Origin of the sequence: Streptomyces lichenis (assembly GCF_023218175.1) — a bacterium.
Lineage (GTDB): Bacteria > Actinomycetota > Actinomycetes > Streptomycetales > Streptomycetaceae > Streptomyces > Streptomyces lichenis.
In genome coordinates this window covers 93,225-107,886 of record NZ_JALPTH010000011.1, presented here as the reverse complement: position 1 = coordinate 107,886, position 14,662 = coordinate 93,225, and the positions used below count along the sequence as shown (strand labels likewise).

Below are 14,662 nucleotides of genomic sequence, written 5' to 3'. Positions count from 1 at the left end.
GTGCCCCGGGGATAGAAACGGACCCGCAGCCGGGCGTCGCCCCGCGTCCGGCGCATCCGACACGCACTGGAGAGCCGCATGCCGTCCCCGTACCTCCCTCCCCCGCCGACGCCCCGCACACCACGACCGGCCCCGGTCCGCGCCTTCGCCCCGTCCCGGCGCGGGCCGGTACGGCGGGCCGCCGGAGCCCTCGCCGCGCTACTGCTGCTCGCCGGGTGCGCCGGCGCCGGGGGTGAGGGCGGCATCGGCGGGGGCGGCGCCGGCACCCTGAACGTGCTGATGGTGAACAACCCGCAGATGGTGCAGTTGCAGAAGCTGACCGCCGAGCACTTCACCGAGGAGACGGGGATCAAGGTCGAGTTCACCGTGCTGCCGGAGAACGACGTCCGGGACAAGATCGGCCAGGACTTCTCCAACCAGGCCGGGCAGTACGACGTGGCGACCATCTCCAACTACGAGGTGCCGATCTACGCGGCCAACGACTGGCTGCATCCGCTGGACGAGCACATCGCCGGGGACGCGGCGTTCGGCCAGGACGACATCCTGCCCCCGGTGCGCGAGTCGCTGACCGTGGACGGCTCGGTGTACGCCGAGCCGTTCTACGGCGAGTCGTCCTTTCTGATGTACCGCATGGACGTGTTCGCGAAGAAGGGCCTCACCATGCCCGCCCGGCCCACCTGGACCCAGGTGGCCGAACTGGCCGCGAAGGCGGACGGGGCCGAGCCCGGGATGAAGGGCATCTGCCTGCGCGGCCTGCCCGGTTGGGGTGAGGTGATGGCCCCGCTGACCACCGTGGTGAACACCTTCGGCGGCACCTGGTTCGAGAAGGACTGGACCCCGGGGCTGACCTCGCCGGAGTTCCGCAAGGCCACCGAGTTCTATGTGGACCTGGTGCGGAAGCACGGGCAGGCCGGCGCCGCCCAGTCCGGTTACGCGGAGTGCCTCAACAACATGACGCAGGGGCGGACCGCCATGTGGTACGACGCGACCGCCGGGGCCGCCGGTCTGGAGGCGGCCGGCTCACCGGTGAAGGGCAAGGTGGGCTATGTGGCGGCGCCGGTGGAGCGGACCAGGAGCTCCGGCTGGCTCTACACCTGGGCCTGGGGCGTACAGAAGGCGTCGGAGAAGAGCGGTGACGCCTGGAAGTTCATCTCCTGGGCGTCCGGGCGGGGGTACGAGCGGCTGGTCGGCGAGAACGCCGGCTGGGCGGCCGTCCCGGCGGGCAAGCGCTCCTCCACCTACGCGATCCCCGAGTACCGCAAGGAGGCCGGGGCGTTCGCCGAGGTGACCCGGGAGGCCATCGCCGCCGCCGACCCGCGGAACCCCGGGGTCCAGCCGAGGCCCGCGCCCGGTATCCAGTTCGTCGCCATACCGGAGTTCACCGATCTGGGCACCCGGGTGTCGCAGGAGGTCAGCGCCGCCATCGCCGGGCGCACCTCGGTCGGCGCCGCCTTGGACGAGGGGCAGAAGCTCGCCGAGAAGGTGGCCGGAGGCCGCCGATGAGCGCGCCCGCGACCCTCGTCGAGGACCGGGCCGCCGCCGGGCGGCAGCGGCCGGGCTCGTCCCGTACGGTCCGGGGAGGCGGCACAGCGCGCCGCTGGGCGACCCGCGCCCCGCTGCTCCCCGCCCTGGTCTTCCTGATCGCCGTCACCCAGCTTCCTTTCGTGGCCACCCTGCTGATCTCGCTCTTCGACTGGAACGCGCTGGCCCCGGACGCCCGTTCGTTCGCCGGGCTGGAGAACTACGCCTCGGTGGCGACCGACGCGGCGCTGCGCGAGTCGGTGCTCACCACGGTGCTGCTCACCGCCACCGTGGTGGTGGTCAGTGTGGTGCTGGGGCTGGGCCTGGCGCTGCTGCTGGACCGGTCGTTCGCCGGCCGGGGGGTGGTGCGCACCCTGCTGATCACCCCCTTCCTGCTGGTGCCGGTCTCCGCGGCGCTGCTGTGGAAGCACGCCCTCTACAACCCCGAGTACGGTCTGCTGAACGGCGGTTGGGCGTGGTTCACCTCGCTGTTCGGCGTGGAGAGCCCGGCCCAGCCGGACTGGATCTCCGATATGCCGCTGCTGGCGGTGGAGTTGGCGCTGATCTGGCAGTGGACGCCGTTCATGATGCTGATCCTGCTGGCCGGGCTGCAGAGCCGTCCGGCCGAGACCCTGGAGGCGGCCCGGCTGGACGGGGCGGGCGCCTGGCAGGCGTTCCGCTTCCTGACGCTGCCGCATCTGCGCCGCTATCTGGAGCTCGGGGTGCTGCTGGGCTCGATCCATGTGGTGCAGAACTTCGACGCGGTGTTCACCATCACCTCCGGCGGGCTCGGCACCGCCAACCTGCCGTACACGATCTACCAGACGTTCTACAAGGCGCACGAGTACGGGCTCGCCTCGGCGGCCGGGGTGCTGGTGGTGCTGGGCACCCTGGTCGTCGCGACCTTCGCGCTGCGGGTGGTGTCCTCGCTGTTCCGTGAGGAGGTGGGCCGCGGATGACGGTCCTGACGACCGCGAAGGCACCCGGCCGCCCGTCCGGGGCGCTGCCGCCGGCGGCCCGCCGGGCCCGGCGCCGGGGTGCCGCGCTGGGGCTGCTGGCCTGGGTGGCCGGGCTGCTGTTCTGCGTACCGGCGCTGTGGATGCTGCTGACCTCGCTGCACTCGGAGCCGGACGCGGCGACCAGCCCGCCGTCCCTGGCCGCGCCGCTGACGCTCGACGGCTACCGGGCCTTCTTCGGCGCCGAGCCGTGGGCGCCGCTGCTCAACTCGCTGATGGCGAGCGTGTTCTCGACGCTGCTGGTGCTGCTGCTCGCGCTGCCCGCCGCGTACGCGCTGTCCATCCGCCGGGTGGAGAAGTGGACGGATGTGATGTTCTTCTTCCTGTCCACCAAGATGCTGCCGGTGATCGCCGGGCTGCTGCCGGTGTACCTGTTCGCCAAGAACAGCGGGCTGCTGGACAACATCTGGCTGCTGGTCCTGCTGTACACCTCGATGAACCTGCCGATCGCGGTGTGGATGCTCCAGTCCTTCCTGGCCGACGTGCCGGTCTCGATCATCGAGGCGGCACGGGTGGACGGGGCGCGGCTGCCGACCGTGCTGGCCCGGGTCATCGCCCCGGTGACCGCGCCGGGGATCGCGGCCACGGCGCTGATCTGCACCATCTTCAGCTGGAACGAGATGCTGTTCGCCCGGGTCCTGACCGGGGTGCGGGCCGAGACCGCGCCGGTCTTCCTCACCTCCTTCGTCACCAGCCAGGGACTGTTCCTGGCCCAGATGTGCGCCGCGTCCGTCGTGGTGTCCCTGCCGGTGCTGGCCGCCGGTTTCGCCGCCCAGGACAAACTGGTCCAGGGCCTGTCCCTGGGAGCCGTCAAATGAGGGCAGCGCTGATCGAAGCCCCCGGCAAGGTGTCCGTCACGACCGTGCCCGACCCCGCCCCCGGGCCCCGGCAGGTGGTGGTGGAGGTGGCCTCCTGCGGGCTGTGCGGCACCGATCTGCACATCCTCCAGGGCGAGTTCGCCCCCACCCTGCCCGTCGTTCCCGGCCATGAGTTCGCCGGGGTGGTCGCCGAGACCGGCTCGGAGGTACGGGAGCTGGCGGTCGGCGACCGGGTGGCGGTGGACCCCTCGCTGCACTGCCACGAGTGCCGCTACTGCCGCTCGGGGCGCGGCAACCTGTGCGACAACTGGGCCGCCATCGGGGTCACCGTGCCCGGCGGCGCGGCCCGGTACGCGCTGGCCCCGGTGGCCAACTGCGTGAAGCTGCCGGACGAGGTGGACGTACGGGACGCGGCGCTGATCGAACCGCTGTCCTGCGCGGTGCGCGGCTACGACGTGCTGCGGAGCACCCTGGGCGCCCGGGTGCTGGTCTACGGCTCCGGGACCATGGGGCTGATGATGCTGGAGCTGGCCAAGCGCACCGGCGCCGCGAGCGTGGACATCCTGGACATCAACCCGGAACGGCTGGCCACCGCCCGGCTGCTGGGCACCAGCCGCGCCGGGGCCCGGGCCGAGGAGTTCGACCAGCCGGACGGCTGGGACGTGGTGGTGGACGCCACCGGGAACGCGGGCGCCATCCAGGACGGGCTGGGCCGGGTCGCCAAGGGCGGCACCTTCCTCCAGTTCGGGGTGGCCGACTACGCGACCACGGCCGTGATCGAGCCGTACCGGATCTACAACCAGGAGATCACCATCACCGGCTCCATGGCGGTGCTGCACAGCTTCGAACGCGCGGCCGCGCTGTTCGCCTCCGGGGTGCTGGACGCCAGCGTGTTCATCAGCGACCGCTTCCCGCTGGACGCCTATCCGCAGGCGCTGGAGCGGTTCGCGGCCGGGCAGGGCCGCAAGATCGTGGTGGAGCCGTGAGCGGTGAGGCCGCCGCACGGCCGGTGCTGGTGGTGGGCGAGGCCCTGGTGGACCTGGTCCCGGCGGCCGGCGGCGGCCTGCGCCCGCTGCCGGGCGGGGCGGCGGCGAATGTGGCCGCCGCCCTGGCCCGGCTCGGCGGGCACGCGGTGTTCGCCGGCACCCTCGGCTCGGACGCCTTCGGCCGCCGGTGCGAGGAGCGGCTGCGGCGGGCCGGGGCCGATCTGTCGCTGTGCGGGCGCTCGGAGCTGCCGACCGCGCTGGCGGTGGCCGACCCGGACGGCCAGTCCACCCGCTACGACTTCCACCTCCACGCCACCGCGACCTTCGAGCTCACCCCGCCGTCCGGCGGGCTCGACCGGTTCGCCGCGGTGTACGCCGGCGGTCTGGCCGCCGTACGGGAGCCGGCCGCCGGGGCGGTGGCGGCCGTCGCCGAGCGGGCCGCCGCACTCGGCCGCCTGGTGGTGGACCCCAACGTCCGCGCCGACCGCACCCTGGATCCGGTGGACGGGGCGCAGAGACTGCGCCGGCTGTGCGAGCTGGCCCGGGTGGTGAAGGCGAGCGACGAGGACCTGCGGGCCCTGTGGCCGGACCGGGCACCGGAGGAGAGCTGCGCCCAACTCGCCGCCGGGGGCAGGCTGGTGCTGCTGACCCTGGGCGCCCGGGGCAGCACCGCCTTCCTGCCCGGCGGCGGACGGGTCCGGGCGGCCGCCCCGCCGGTGCGGGTGGCCGACACCATCGGCGCCGGGGACGCCTTCACCGCCGCCTGCCTGGACCGCTTCGCCCGCGAGGGCGTCCCGGGACCGGAAACGCCGGAGGAGTCGGTACGGCGGCTGCTGGAGTACGCGGCCGGGGTCGCCGCCTCGGTGGTGGCCCGGCCGGGCGCGGACCTGCCCGAGGGCTTCACGCCCGGCACGGACCTGCCGCTGGAGGCGGGGCGGCTCTGAGCTGCCGGTGGCCCTCGGCTCCCCTCCCCCGCCGCCTAGAGTGGACGATCGGGAGTACGGCGCGGAGCACGGCCAGGGGGTGGCGGGTGGAAGACCGGCACATCGACCGGCATATGGCCGAGCTGGGCCGCTCCCTGCGCGGCCCGCGAAGGCTGAGGGCGGACCTGCTCGCCGAGGCTCGGGACGGACTGGAGGACGCGGCGGCGGCCTACCGGGAGGCGGGGCTCGACCGGGAGGACGCGGAACGGCGGGCCGTGGCCGACTTCGGCCCGGTGCGGCTGATCGCCCCCGGCTACCAGAGCGAACTGGGGCTGGCCGAGGGCCGGCGCACCGCGCTGCTGATCTGCGCGGTGCTCACCGCCCAGCCGGTGGCCTGGTGGCTGCTGGACCGCCTCTTCGGGGCGGGGCCGAGCGGGCCGGGCGGGCCCGTCTTCCCACTGGTCGACGCCCTGGCGCGGTGGAGCGGCACCGCCGCCGTCGCCCTGGCCCTGGCGGTCGCCTGCGCGGCGGGCGCCGGGCTGCCCCGTCGTCTCACCCCTCCCCGGCTGTCCCCGCGCCGACTGGTGCGGACGGCCGGGGTGCTGGCGTTCGCGGTGTGCGGGTTCTTCGCGGTGCTGGGCGTGCTGATGACCCTCACCAGCCCCGCCACCGGCGCGCTGCTCGGCCCCACCGGGCTGCCCGGCACCCTGCTGCTGCTCCACCTTCCACTGGCCGCCGTCGCCCTCGCGGGCCGCCGCTGCCTCGCCGCCGTCTGACGGCTCGGGTACGGGCGGGGAGGCGGCCGCCGTCAGTCCGCCGCGGGCTCAGGACCCGCCCCGAGGACTCCGTCCACCATGGCGGCGAAGCTCCGCCACTCGGTCCGCTCGGCGGCCAGGGCCCGCCCGCCCGCGGAGGTGAGCCGGTAGGTACGCCGACGGCGGCCGCCGACCGTGCTCCACTCGCTCTCCAGCAGCCCGGACCGCTCCAGCCGCCGCAGCGCCGGGTAGAGCGAACCGGTCGGCAGGTCCAGCGTGCCGCCGCTCCTGACCTGGAGTGCCTCCATGACCGCGTAGCCGTGGAGGGGTTCGCCCTCCAGCACCGCCAGGATCAGCGCGTCCAGATGGCCGCGCAGCGCTTCGGACAACATGCAGGCAATCTACAGCAGCTGCTAGTGTCGCATGCCTACATGTAGCTCAGCTACGTATGTTGATGGGACGGCTGCGGGGGTGCTGCTCCCTCCGGCCGCCGGACGTCAGGGGGCACGCATATGACCGATCCGACCCCGCCCCGCCAGGGTCTCGGCACACTGCCCTGGGCGGTGATCATCGCGCTCGGGGCCTTCGCACTGCTGCGGCCGGTGCTGAGCATCACCGGGGCGTACGACGGTGGCCCGCTGGGCAAGCCGGTGGGCCCGATCCTGCTCACCGTGGTGGTGATCCTGGTGTGGACCGCCACCGCGGTGGTGCGCCGGTTCCCGCGCCCGGTGGAGTCGCTGGCCTTCGCGGGCGTCGCCTACGGGGTGCTGGCGCTGCTGCTCAACCTCTCGCTCCAGCCCTTCCTGGCCGGCGCCGAGCTGCCTCCGGTGCCGGGCATGGTCGCCATGGTGGTGTTCAACGCCGCGCAGGGCGCGCTCTGCGGACTGGTCGCCCTGGCCCTGCTGCGCCGCCAGCCCTGAACAGATGGTGGCCGGTGTACCGCCCCCGGCCCGGAAATTCGGTGTCGTGGAACCGGTCGGCCTCACTACAGTCGGCTCGTGCGCCGAACGGCATGGATCCGCGGCGCCGTTGGACCATGTGAACCATGTCGACGAGTGAGGGGAGACCGGCCGTGCGTCACCGCGCCGCTGTCGTCGTCCCCCGGTCCCGGTACGACGTGATCATGGTGTCCTCGGGGGTCCGGTGCCGGCTGCGCGGCCGTCACCGGATGCCCGTGACGACCGCCTTCTGACGCCCGCGCCGACGCGGCACCGCCCGCCGGCCCCGTACCGTCCCCGCCGAAGGCCTCTCCGCGTACCGTCGCGGGCTCCTGCCCGTGCCGGTGCGCCGCCCCGCCGTACCCGGCCTGCTCCGGTACGCCCGCGGGCCACCCGTCCGGGCCCCATCGCGCCGCCCCTCTTCTCCTCCCGCCCGAAAGGCCAAGGGCCGTGCGCAGCACCCTTCACACCACCGTCAACACTGTCGACGCCGTCCGCAACATCGGCATCCTCGCCCATGTCGACGCCGGCAAGACCACCGTCACCGAGCGGATCCTCTACCTCGCCGGGGCCGTCCACAAGCGCGGCGAGGTCCACGACGGCACCACCGTCACCGACTTCGACCCGCAGGAGCGCGACCGCGGCATCACCATCTTCGCCGCCGCGGTCAGCTGCGAGTGGGCCGGGCACCGGGTCAACCTGATCGACACACCCGGCCATGTCGACTTCGCCGACGAGGTCGAGCGCTCGCTGCGGGTGCTGGACGGGGCAGTCGCGGTCTTCGACGCGGTGGCCGGGGTGGAGCCGCAGAGCGAGTCGGTGTGGCGCCAGGCCGACCGGCACGGCGTGCCCAGGATCGCCTTCGTCAACAAGCTCGACCGGGCGGGCGCCGACCTGGACGCGGCCGCCGCCTCGATCCGCGAACGGCTCGGCACCGTACCGCTGGTCGTCCAGCTGCCGATCGGCCGGGAGGACGCGTTCACCGGTGTCGTCGACCTGGTGCGCCCGCGCGCCCTGGTGTGGACGGACGGCGCGGACGGGTTCGCGGTGGAGCCCGTGCCCGAGGAGCTGGCCGACGAAGTGCGCGAGCGCAGACGGCGGTTGATGGAGGCGGTGGCCGAGCTGCATCCGGGGGCGCTGGAGGAGTTCTGCGAGCACTCCGAGCTGTCGGAGGCGACGCTGACGGCGGCGCTGCGCGACCTCACCCATGGCGGTGAGGCGGTGGTGGTGCTGTGCGGCTCGGCGTACCGCAACCGCGGTGTCGAACCGCTGCTGGACGCGGTCGCGGCCTACCTGCCCTCGCCCCTGGACGTGCCTGCGGTGCGCGGTGAGCACGCCGGGGCGGTCGAGGAGCGCACCGCGGACACCCAAGGCCCGTTCGCGGGGCTGGTGTTCAAGGTGGCGTCCACGGCCACCGGCCGGCTGACCTCGCTGCGGGTCTACTCCGGGACACTGAGGAGGGGGGACACCGTGCTGGATGCGGGCACCGGCCGCACCGAGCGGATCGGCCGCATCCTGCGGGTCCAGGCAGGCCGGCACACCGAGGTGGACCGGGCCCTCGCGGGTGACATCGTCGCCGTCGTCGGCCCCAAGGCCGCCCGGGCCGGTGCGACGCTCTGCGCGCCGGACCGGCCGCTGGTGCTCGAACCGCCCACGGCGGCCGCCCCGGTGGTCTCGGTGGCGGTGGAGGCGCGCAGCCGCGCCGACACCGAGCGGCTGGCGTCGGCGCTGGCCCGGCTGGTGGAGGAGGATCCCTCGCTGGCCGTCCGCACCGACCCGGAGACCGGCCAGACCGTGCTGTCCGGGATGGGCGAGCTCCATCTGGAGGTCGCGGTGGAGCGGATCCGCCGTGAGCACGGGCTGGCCCTGAACTCCGGCCGTCCGCAGGTCTCCTACCGGGAGGCCCCGGCGGGCGCGGTGCGCGGCTTCGTCTACCGGCATGTCAAACAGGACGGCGGCGCGGGCCAGTTCGCCCAGGTCGTCATCGATGTGGAGGTGCTGGACGACGCCGGGTCGGCCGGTGGCGCGGACCTGGTGTTCGGCTCCGCCGTGGTCGGCGGCGGGGTGCCGAGGGAGTACGTCCGGGCGGTCGAGGCCGGTTGCCGGGACGCGCTCGCCGAGGGTCCGCTCGGCGGCCATCCGGTCACCGGGGTGCGGGTCACGCTCACCGACGGGGCCACCCATGTGAAGGACTCCTCGGAGCCGGCGTTCCGCACCGCGGGCCGCTTCGCCCTGCGGGAGGCGCTGCGCACGGCGGGGACGGTGCTGCTGGAGCCGGTGGCCGAGGTGACGGCCACCGTCCCGGCCGACACCGTCGGCGGAGTGCTCGGCGATCTGGCGGCCCGGCGCGGCCGGGTCACCGGGCAGTCGGTGCGCTCCGGTGCGGCGGTGGTCACGGCCCTGGTCCCGCTGGCCGAGCTGTTCGGCTACGCCTCCGGGCTGCGGGGCCGCACCCAGGGCCGCGGCTCCTTCACCTCCCGTCCCGACGGGTACGCCCCGGCACCGCGTGGGACGGGCGGGACGGGCAGGACGGGCTCGCTCGGCTGACACCGGAAGCCCGGAGCCGGGCACCGGGAGCTGGGGACCGAGAGCCGGGATGGTGACGGCGGCCGGCTGCCGACGCCGGGGCCGGTCAGGGCCGCGGGGCACCCGCCCCGCGGCCCCTCCGCTTCCTGCCTTGCTTCCCTGCGGCTGCGATGTTGTTTTCGCTCCGATCCATGCCCACATCTGTGTACTTCACTGTTTACTTCCCTGCGACGCAGGCGTAGCATCCGGGAAAACCACAGAGTCGGTCATGAAACGGATGTAAACCCACATGTTCGCAGCGGAGCGCCAGCAGGAGATCCTGCGGCTGGCCCGGGAGGGCGGCCGGGTGGACGTGCTGTCCCTCGCCGAGGAGTTCCAGGTCACCGCCGAGACGGTACGGCGCGATCTGAAGACCCTCGACCGCGCGGGATTGGTGCGCCGGGTGCACGGCGGCGCCATCCCGGCCGGCCATCTCGACTTCGAGCCCGACCTCGCCGAGCGCGACGCGGTCGCCGCCGATGAGAAGGACGGCATCGCCCGGGCCGCGCTCGCCGAACTGCCCGCCGACGGCAGCGTGATCCTGGACGCCGGAACGACCTGCGCCCGGCTGGCCGCCGCGTTCCCGATGGAGTCGGAGCTGACCGTGGTCACCCACGCGCTGCCGATCGCCGCGCGGCTGGCCGACCACCCGGGCATCGCACTGCACCTGGTCGGCGGGCGGGTCCGGCACCGCACCCGGGCGGCCGTGGACGCCTGGGCGCTGCGGGCCTACGCGGAGATCAAGGCCGATGTGGTCTTCCTCGCCACCAACGGCTTCTGCCCGGACGGCGGGCTGAGCACGCCCGACCTGGCCGAGGCCGCGGTGAAGAGCGCCGCCGTGCGGGCGGCCCGCCGGGTGGTGCTGCTCGCCGACTCGGCCAAGTTCGGCCAGCAGCACTTCGCCCGCTTCGGAGGGCTCTCCGACGTCGATCTGCTCATCACCGACCGGGGGCTGTCCGACGAGGACGCCAGGGCCGTCGAGCGCCAGGGCCCGGAGGTGGTCCGCGCATGATCCTCACCGTCACCCCCAACCCCAGCCTGGACCGCGCCTATGAGCTGCCGTCGCTGGACCGGGGCGCCGTGCTGCGCGCCGCCCGCGACCGGGTGGACCCCGGCGGCAAGGGCGTGAACGTCTCGCGGGCCGTGACCGCGGCCGGCGGCCGGACGGTCGCGGTGCTGCCGCTCGGCGGCCCCGAGGGGGCGCTGCTGGGCAGCCTGCTGGGCGCCCAGGGCATCGAGGCCGCCGGGGTCCCGGTCGCCGGCTCGACCCGGGTCAACATCACCCTGGTCGAGGACGACGGCACACTCACCAAGGTCAACGCCCCGGGCCCGGAGCTCACTCCGGCCGAGGCGGAGTCACTGCTGGAGGCGGTCCGGGTGCGATCCGCGGGGGCCGACTGGATCGCCTGCTGCGGCAGTCTGCCGCGCGGGCTGCCCCCGGAGTGGTACGCGGAGCTGGTGGCCCGCGCCCACCGGGCCGGCGGCCGGGTCGCCCTGGACACCTCCGGGGCCGCGCTCACCGCCGCGCTCGGGGCGCGGCCCGATGTGGTGAAGCCCAACGCGGAGGAGCTCGCCGCGGCCGTGGGCCGCCCGCTCGCCACGGTCGGCGACGCCGTGAAGGCCGCCGAGGAGCTGCGGGAACGGGGTGCGGGCGCCGTGCTCGCCAGCCTGGGCGCGGACGGGCAGCTGCTGGTCGAGGCGGACGGCAGCTGGTTCGGGCACGCCCCGGCCGCCGCCGTCCGGAGCAACGTGGGTGCGGGCGACGCCTCCCTGGCGGGTTTCCTCGCCGCGGGCGGCACCGGCCCGGTGGCGCTCGCCGCCGCGGTGGCCCATGGCGCGGCCGCCGTGCAGCTGCCCGGCAGTGTGATGCCGACGCCGTCCGACCTGGCGCCCGCCGCGGTGACCACGGGGCGGGAGATCCCGCTCGACCGCCCGCTCACGGAGCCGGCGCCATGACCCCTCGCCGCACCCCACCCCGTTGCCATATGCCCGAATCCGTCCGTCCGCTTCCCCTGGCCACTGCCCGAACGGACACCGCCGCCCCACCATCCGCCGTTCCCCACCCCTCGCGGGCGCACCCCCGGCAAGGAGCCGTGCGATGACCGAACTGATCACCGCGGAGCTGGTCGACACCGACCTCTCCGCCGACACCAAGCAGGCCGCCGCCCGCTCCCTGGCCGAGCGGATGGTCGCCGCCGGCCGCGTCACCGACCTGGAGGGCTTCCTCGCGGATGTGGCCGCGCGCGAGGAGCAGATGCCGACCGGGCTGGAGGGCGGCATCGGCATCCCGCACTGCCGCAGCGAGCATGTCACCGAGCCCACCCTGGCGTTCGGGCGCAGCGCCCGGGGCATCGACTTCGGCGCCCCGGACGGCCCGGCCGACCTGGTCTTCCTGATAGCGGCCCCGGCCGGCGCCGACACCGACCACCTCACCATCCTGTCCGCCCTCGCCCGGCGGCTGGCGGACGAGGAGTTCACCGCGGCGCTACGGGCGGAGGGCGACCCGGTACGGGCCGCCGCCCTGATCCGCGGCGACGACGAGCAGCCTCCGGCCGCCCCCGCTCCCGAGCGACCGGCCCCTACCGTCACCGACCGCCCGTTCCGCATCGTCGCGGTCACCTCCTGCCCCACCGGTATCGCGCACACCTATATGGCCGCCGAGGCCCTTCAGCGCGCCGCCGAGGCGGAGGGAGTGGAGATCGCCGTCGAGACCCAGGGGTCGGCGGGCTTCACCCGTCTCGACCCGGCCGTCATCGCGGCCGCCGACGCCGTGGTCCTCGCCCATGATGTCGAGGTACGCGAGAAGGCCCGGTTCGCCGGAAAGCCCACCGTGGACACCGGGGTGAAGGCGGCCATCAACCGTCCGGCCGAACTGGTCGCCGAGGCCCGCGCCCGGGCCGAGCGGGGCGAGACCGGGGCTCCGGCGCCCGACCGGGCCGCGCCCATGGACCGGCAGGCCGGCGGCGGTGAGCGCGAGGGCTTCGGCACCCGGCTGCGTACCTGGCTGATGACCGGCGTCAGCTATATGGTGCCGTTCGTCGCGGCGGGCGGTCTGCTGATCGCCCTCGCCTTCGCGGTCGGCGGCTACGGGATCACCGAGGCCCCCTCGGTGGCCGAGCACTTCCGGTGGACCGAGACCGCCAGCTGGGCCGCCCTGATGTTCCAGATCGGCGGCGCCGCCTTCGGCTTCCTGGTCCCGGTGCTGGCCGGCTACATCGCGTACGGGATGGCGGACCGCCCGGGTCTGGTGCCCGGCTTTGTCGGCGGCGCCATCGCCGTCACCATCGAGGCCGGGTTCCTCGGTGGCCTCGTCGCCGGTCTGCTGGCGGGCGCGGTGGTCATGGTGATCCAGCGGGTCGAGGTGCCCGCCGTGCTGCGCGGCATCATGCCGGTGGTGGTGATCCCGCTGCTGTCGGCGGCGGTGGTCGGCTTCCTGATGTTCGTGGTGGTCGGCAAGCCCATCGCCTCCTTCCAGCGGGCGATGACCGACTGGCTGGGCGGGCTCTCCGGAGGCAACGCGGTCCTGCTCGGGGTGCTGCTCGGTCTGATGATGTGCTTCGACCTGGGCGGCCCGGTCAACAAGGTCGCCTACGCCTTCGCCGTCGGCGGCCTGGCCACCCCCAACGACGGCAGTCTGAAGGTCATGGCGACCGTGATGGCGGCGGGCATGGTGCCGCCGCTGGGCATGGCGCTGGCCACCACCGTGCGCGGCCGGCTGTTCAGCCGGGCCGAGCGGGAGAACGGCAAGGCGGCCTGGGTGCTGGGCGGCTCCTTCATCACCGAGGGCGCCATCCCGTTCGCCGCCGCCGACCCGCTGCGGGTCATCCCCTCCGCCATGGCGGGCGGTGCCGTCACCGGCGCCCTGTCGATGGCCTTCGGCGCGACCCTGCGCGCCCCGCACGGCGGGGTGTTCGTCGTCCCGCTGATCGGCCGGCCGCTGCTGTACCTGGTGGCCATCGCCGCGGGCACGCTGGTCACGGCCGCCCTGGTCGTCCTGCTGAAGAGCCGCCGCCACCCGACCGCCCCCGACCATCCCACCACCGAGGCCGAACCCTCGCCCGACCCCCCCGCCAAGACCCCCGCCGCGGCCTGACCCCCCGCCCCCTTCGCCTCACTTCAGGAGTGTCCCCATGTTCGAGCGCACCGCCGTCGTCGGCTCCGCCTCCGGGCTGCACGCCCGCCCCGCCTCGCTGTTCGTCCAGGCCGCCGGCCGCCAGCCGGTCCGGGTCACCGTCGCCCGGGACGGCGGCGCCCCGGTCGACACCCGCAGCCTGCTCTCCGTACTCGCCCTCGGGGCCCGGCACGGCGACACCCTGACGCTGCGTGCCGAGGGCGAGGGCGCCGAGGCGGCCGTCGAGGAGCTGGCCGCCCTGCTCGCCACCGACCTGGACGCCAGGGAGCAGGTGTGACGGGGCGTTCGCGCGGCTGAACGCCGTCGGAGCGGGACTTCCGCCGTCACGGTTCGGGAGTCCCGCTCCCAGGGACGCGCCGTCCACCCTCAGGACGTACCGTCCGCCCTCACCCTTCCACCAGTCGCCGCACGTTGTCCACGCTGCCGCAGTCGGCGTCCAGCAGCTTCGCCCGCCGGTCCCGGAACGCCCGGCCGAGCGCGTCGCGGCGCTCGTCGGACACGTTCTCCCGGGTGTCGTTGAGCAGGCTGCGCTCCTCCTCGTCCAGATGGTGGGTCACCGCCTCGGACAGCTTCTCCAGCGCCTCGTCCCAGGCCTCCGGGTCGTCCTGGTCGGTCTCCAGCAGCGCGAGCAGCGCGGCGTTGCCGTCGTCGTGCTCCTTGGAGCCGTGCTCCACTTCCTCGTCGTCCACGTTCTTGTATCGCTTGAGCGCCGGGTAGACCTCCGCCTCCTCGGCCTCGGCGTGCGCGACCAGCAGACCGGAGAACTCGCGCAGCGCACCGGCCCGGTCCTCGTCCACGCTGCGCATACGCCGCAGCAGGTCCTCCATGGTGCGATGGTCGGCGAGGATGAGCCGGACCACGTCGTCGGCTGCCATCGGGGTACGTCCTCTCGTGCTCTCATACCGGGGTCTCGAACGCCCGGCCGAGCCCCGTAGGGGGCCGCCGACCGAGCGTGCCGAGCAGGTGCCCCGCCGACCGCCTCCCACACCGCCCGCCGCCGAGGGAGTC

General features: G+C 74.4%; 14 protein-coding genes. 12 read left to right on the top strand and 2 right to left on the bottom strand.

The genetic code is table 11. The features are described from left to right. The first annotated feature begins 78 nt into the window (after positions 1-78). The 6 genes from M1O15_RS13470 to M1O15_RS13445 all read left to right on the top strand — a co-directional run bounded on the left by M1O15_RS13470 (position 79) and on the right by M1O15_RS13445 (position 6,040). Positions 79-1,503, top strand: coding sequence for an ABC transporter substrate-binding protein (locus tag M1O15_RS13470; RefSeq protein WP_248634039.1), 1,425 nt, complete (start codon positions 79-81; stop codon positions 1,501-1,503). After that, entirely contained in the window at positions 1,500-2,480 is a 981-nt protein-coding gene (locus M1O15_RS13465; RefSeq protein WP_248634038.1) for a carbohydrate ABC transporter permease, read from the top strand. Before M1O15_RS13470 ends, M1O15_RS13465 begins: the two co-directional genes overlap by 4 nt. After that, complete coding sequence (locus M1O15_RS13460; protein WP_248634037.1) at positions 2,477-3,355, top strand: carbohydrate ABC transporter permease; 879 nt, start codon at positions 2,477-2,479, stop codon at positions 3,353-3,355. The genes M1O15_RS13465 and M1O15_RS13460 overlap by 4 nt, the downstream gene beginning before the upstream one ends. Next, the gene (locus tag M1O15_RS13455) at positions 3,352-4,341 is read left to right on the top strand and encodes a zinc-dependent alcohol dehydrogenase family protein (RefSeq protein WP_248634036.1); all 990 of its coding nucleotides are present in this window, start codon (positions 3,352-3,354) and stop codon (positions 4,339-4,341) included. The genes M1O15_RS13460 and M1O15_RS13455 overlap by 4 nt, the downstream gene beginning before the upstream one ends. Continuing rightward, on the top strand, positions 4,338-5,285 hold the full coding sequence (locus tag M1O15_RS13450; protein ID WP_248634035.1) for a PfkB family carbohydrate kinase: 948 nt from the start codon (positions 4,338-4,340) through the stop codon (positions 5,283-5,285). The genes M1O15_RS13455 and M1O15_RS13450 overlap by 4 nt, the downstream gene beginning before the upstream one ends. 86 nt (positions 5,286-5,371) lie before the next feature. Continuing rightward, a complete protein-coding gene (locus tag M1O15_RS13445) occupies positions 5,372-6,040 on the top strand; it encodes a permease prefix domain 1-containing protein (RefSeq protein WP_248634034.1) in 669 nt (222 codons plus the stop codon). A 32-nt stretch (positions 6,041-6,072) separates the two neighbouring features. Here M1O15_RS13445 and M1O15_RS13440 read toward each other — a convergent pair whose 3' ends face one another. Continuing rightward, positions 6,073-6,411, bottom strand: a complete 339-nt coding sequence (locus M1O15_RS13440; protein ID WP_248634033.1) for a helix-turn-helix transcriptional regulator — start codon at positions 6,409-6,411, stop codon at positions 6,073-6,075. 120 nt (positions 6,412-6,531) lie between these two features. Between M1O15_RS13440 and M1O15_RS13435 the strand changes: the two genes are divergently transcribed. The 6 genes from M1O15_RS13435 (at position 6,532) to M1O15_RS13410 (ending at position 13,931) form a co-directional block, all read left to right on the top strand. After that, complete coding sequence (locus M1O15_RS13435; protein WP_248634032.1) at positions 6,532-6,939, top strand: hypothetical protein; 408 nt, start codon at positions 6,532-6,534, stop codon at positions 6,937-6,939. 468 nt (positions 6,940-7,407) lie between these two features. Then, on the top strand, positions 7,408-9,504 hold the full coding sequence (fusA, locus tag M1O15_RS13430; RefSeq protein ID WP_248634031.1) for an elongation factor G: 2,097 nt from the start codon (positions 7,408-7,410) through the stop codon (positions 9,502-9,504). A 268-nt stretch (positions 9,505-9,772) separates the two neighbouring features. Then, positions 9,773-10,534, top strand: a complete 762-nt coding sequence (locus M1O15_RS13425; protein ID WP_248634030.1) for a DeoR/GlpR family DNA-binding transcription regulator — start codon at positions 9,773-9,775, stop codon at positions 10,532-10,534. Then, positions 10,531-11,478 carry a 1-phosphofructokinase gene (pfkB, locus tag M1O15_RS13420; protein WP_248634029.1) on the top strand — a complete coding sequence of 316 codons (948 nt, stop codon included), beginning with the start codon at positions 10,531-10,533 and terminating at the stop codon, positions 11,476-11,478. Before M1O15_RS13425 ends, pfkB begins: the two co-directional genes overlap by 4 nt. 142 nt (positions 11,479-11,620) lie before the next feature. Beyond that, the gene (locus M1O15_RS13415) at positions 11,621-13,615 is read left to right on the top strand and encodes a PTS fructose transporter subunit IIABC (RefSeq protein ID WP_248634028.1); all 1,995 of its coding nucleotides are present in this window, start codon (positions 11,621-11,623) and stop codon (positions 13,613-13,615) included. Positions 13,616-13,652: 37 nt separating this feature from the next. Continuing rightward, positions 13,653-13,931: an HPr family phosphocarrier protein gene (locus tag M1O15_RS13410; RefSeq protein ID WP_248634027.1), complete on the top strand. Its 279-nt coding sequence runs from the start codon at positions 13,653-13,655 to the stop codon at positions 13,929-13,931. A 109-nt stretch (positions 13,932-14,040) separates the two neighbouring features. Here M1O15_RS13410 and M1O15_RS13405 read toward each other — a convergent pair whose 3' ends face one another. Further along, the gene (locus tag M1O15_RS13405) at positions 14,041-14,529 is read right to left on the bottom strand and encodes a hemerythrin domain-containing protein (protein WP_248634026.1); all 489 of its coding nucleotides are present in this window, start codon (positions 14,527-14,529) and stop codon (positions 14,041-14,043) included. Positions 14,530-14,662: the final 133 nt, after the last annotated feature.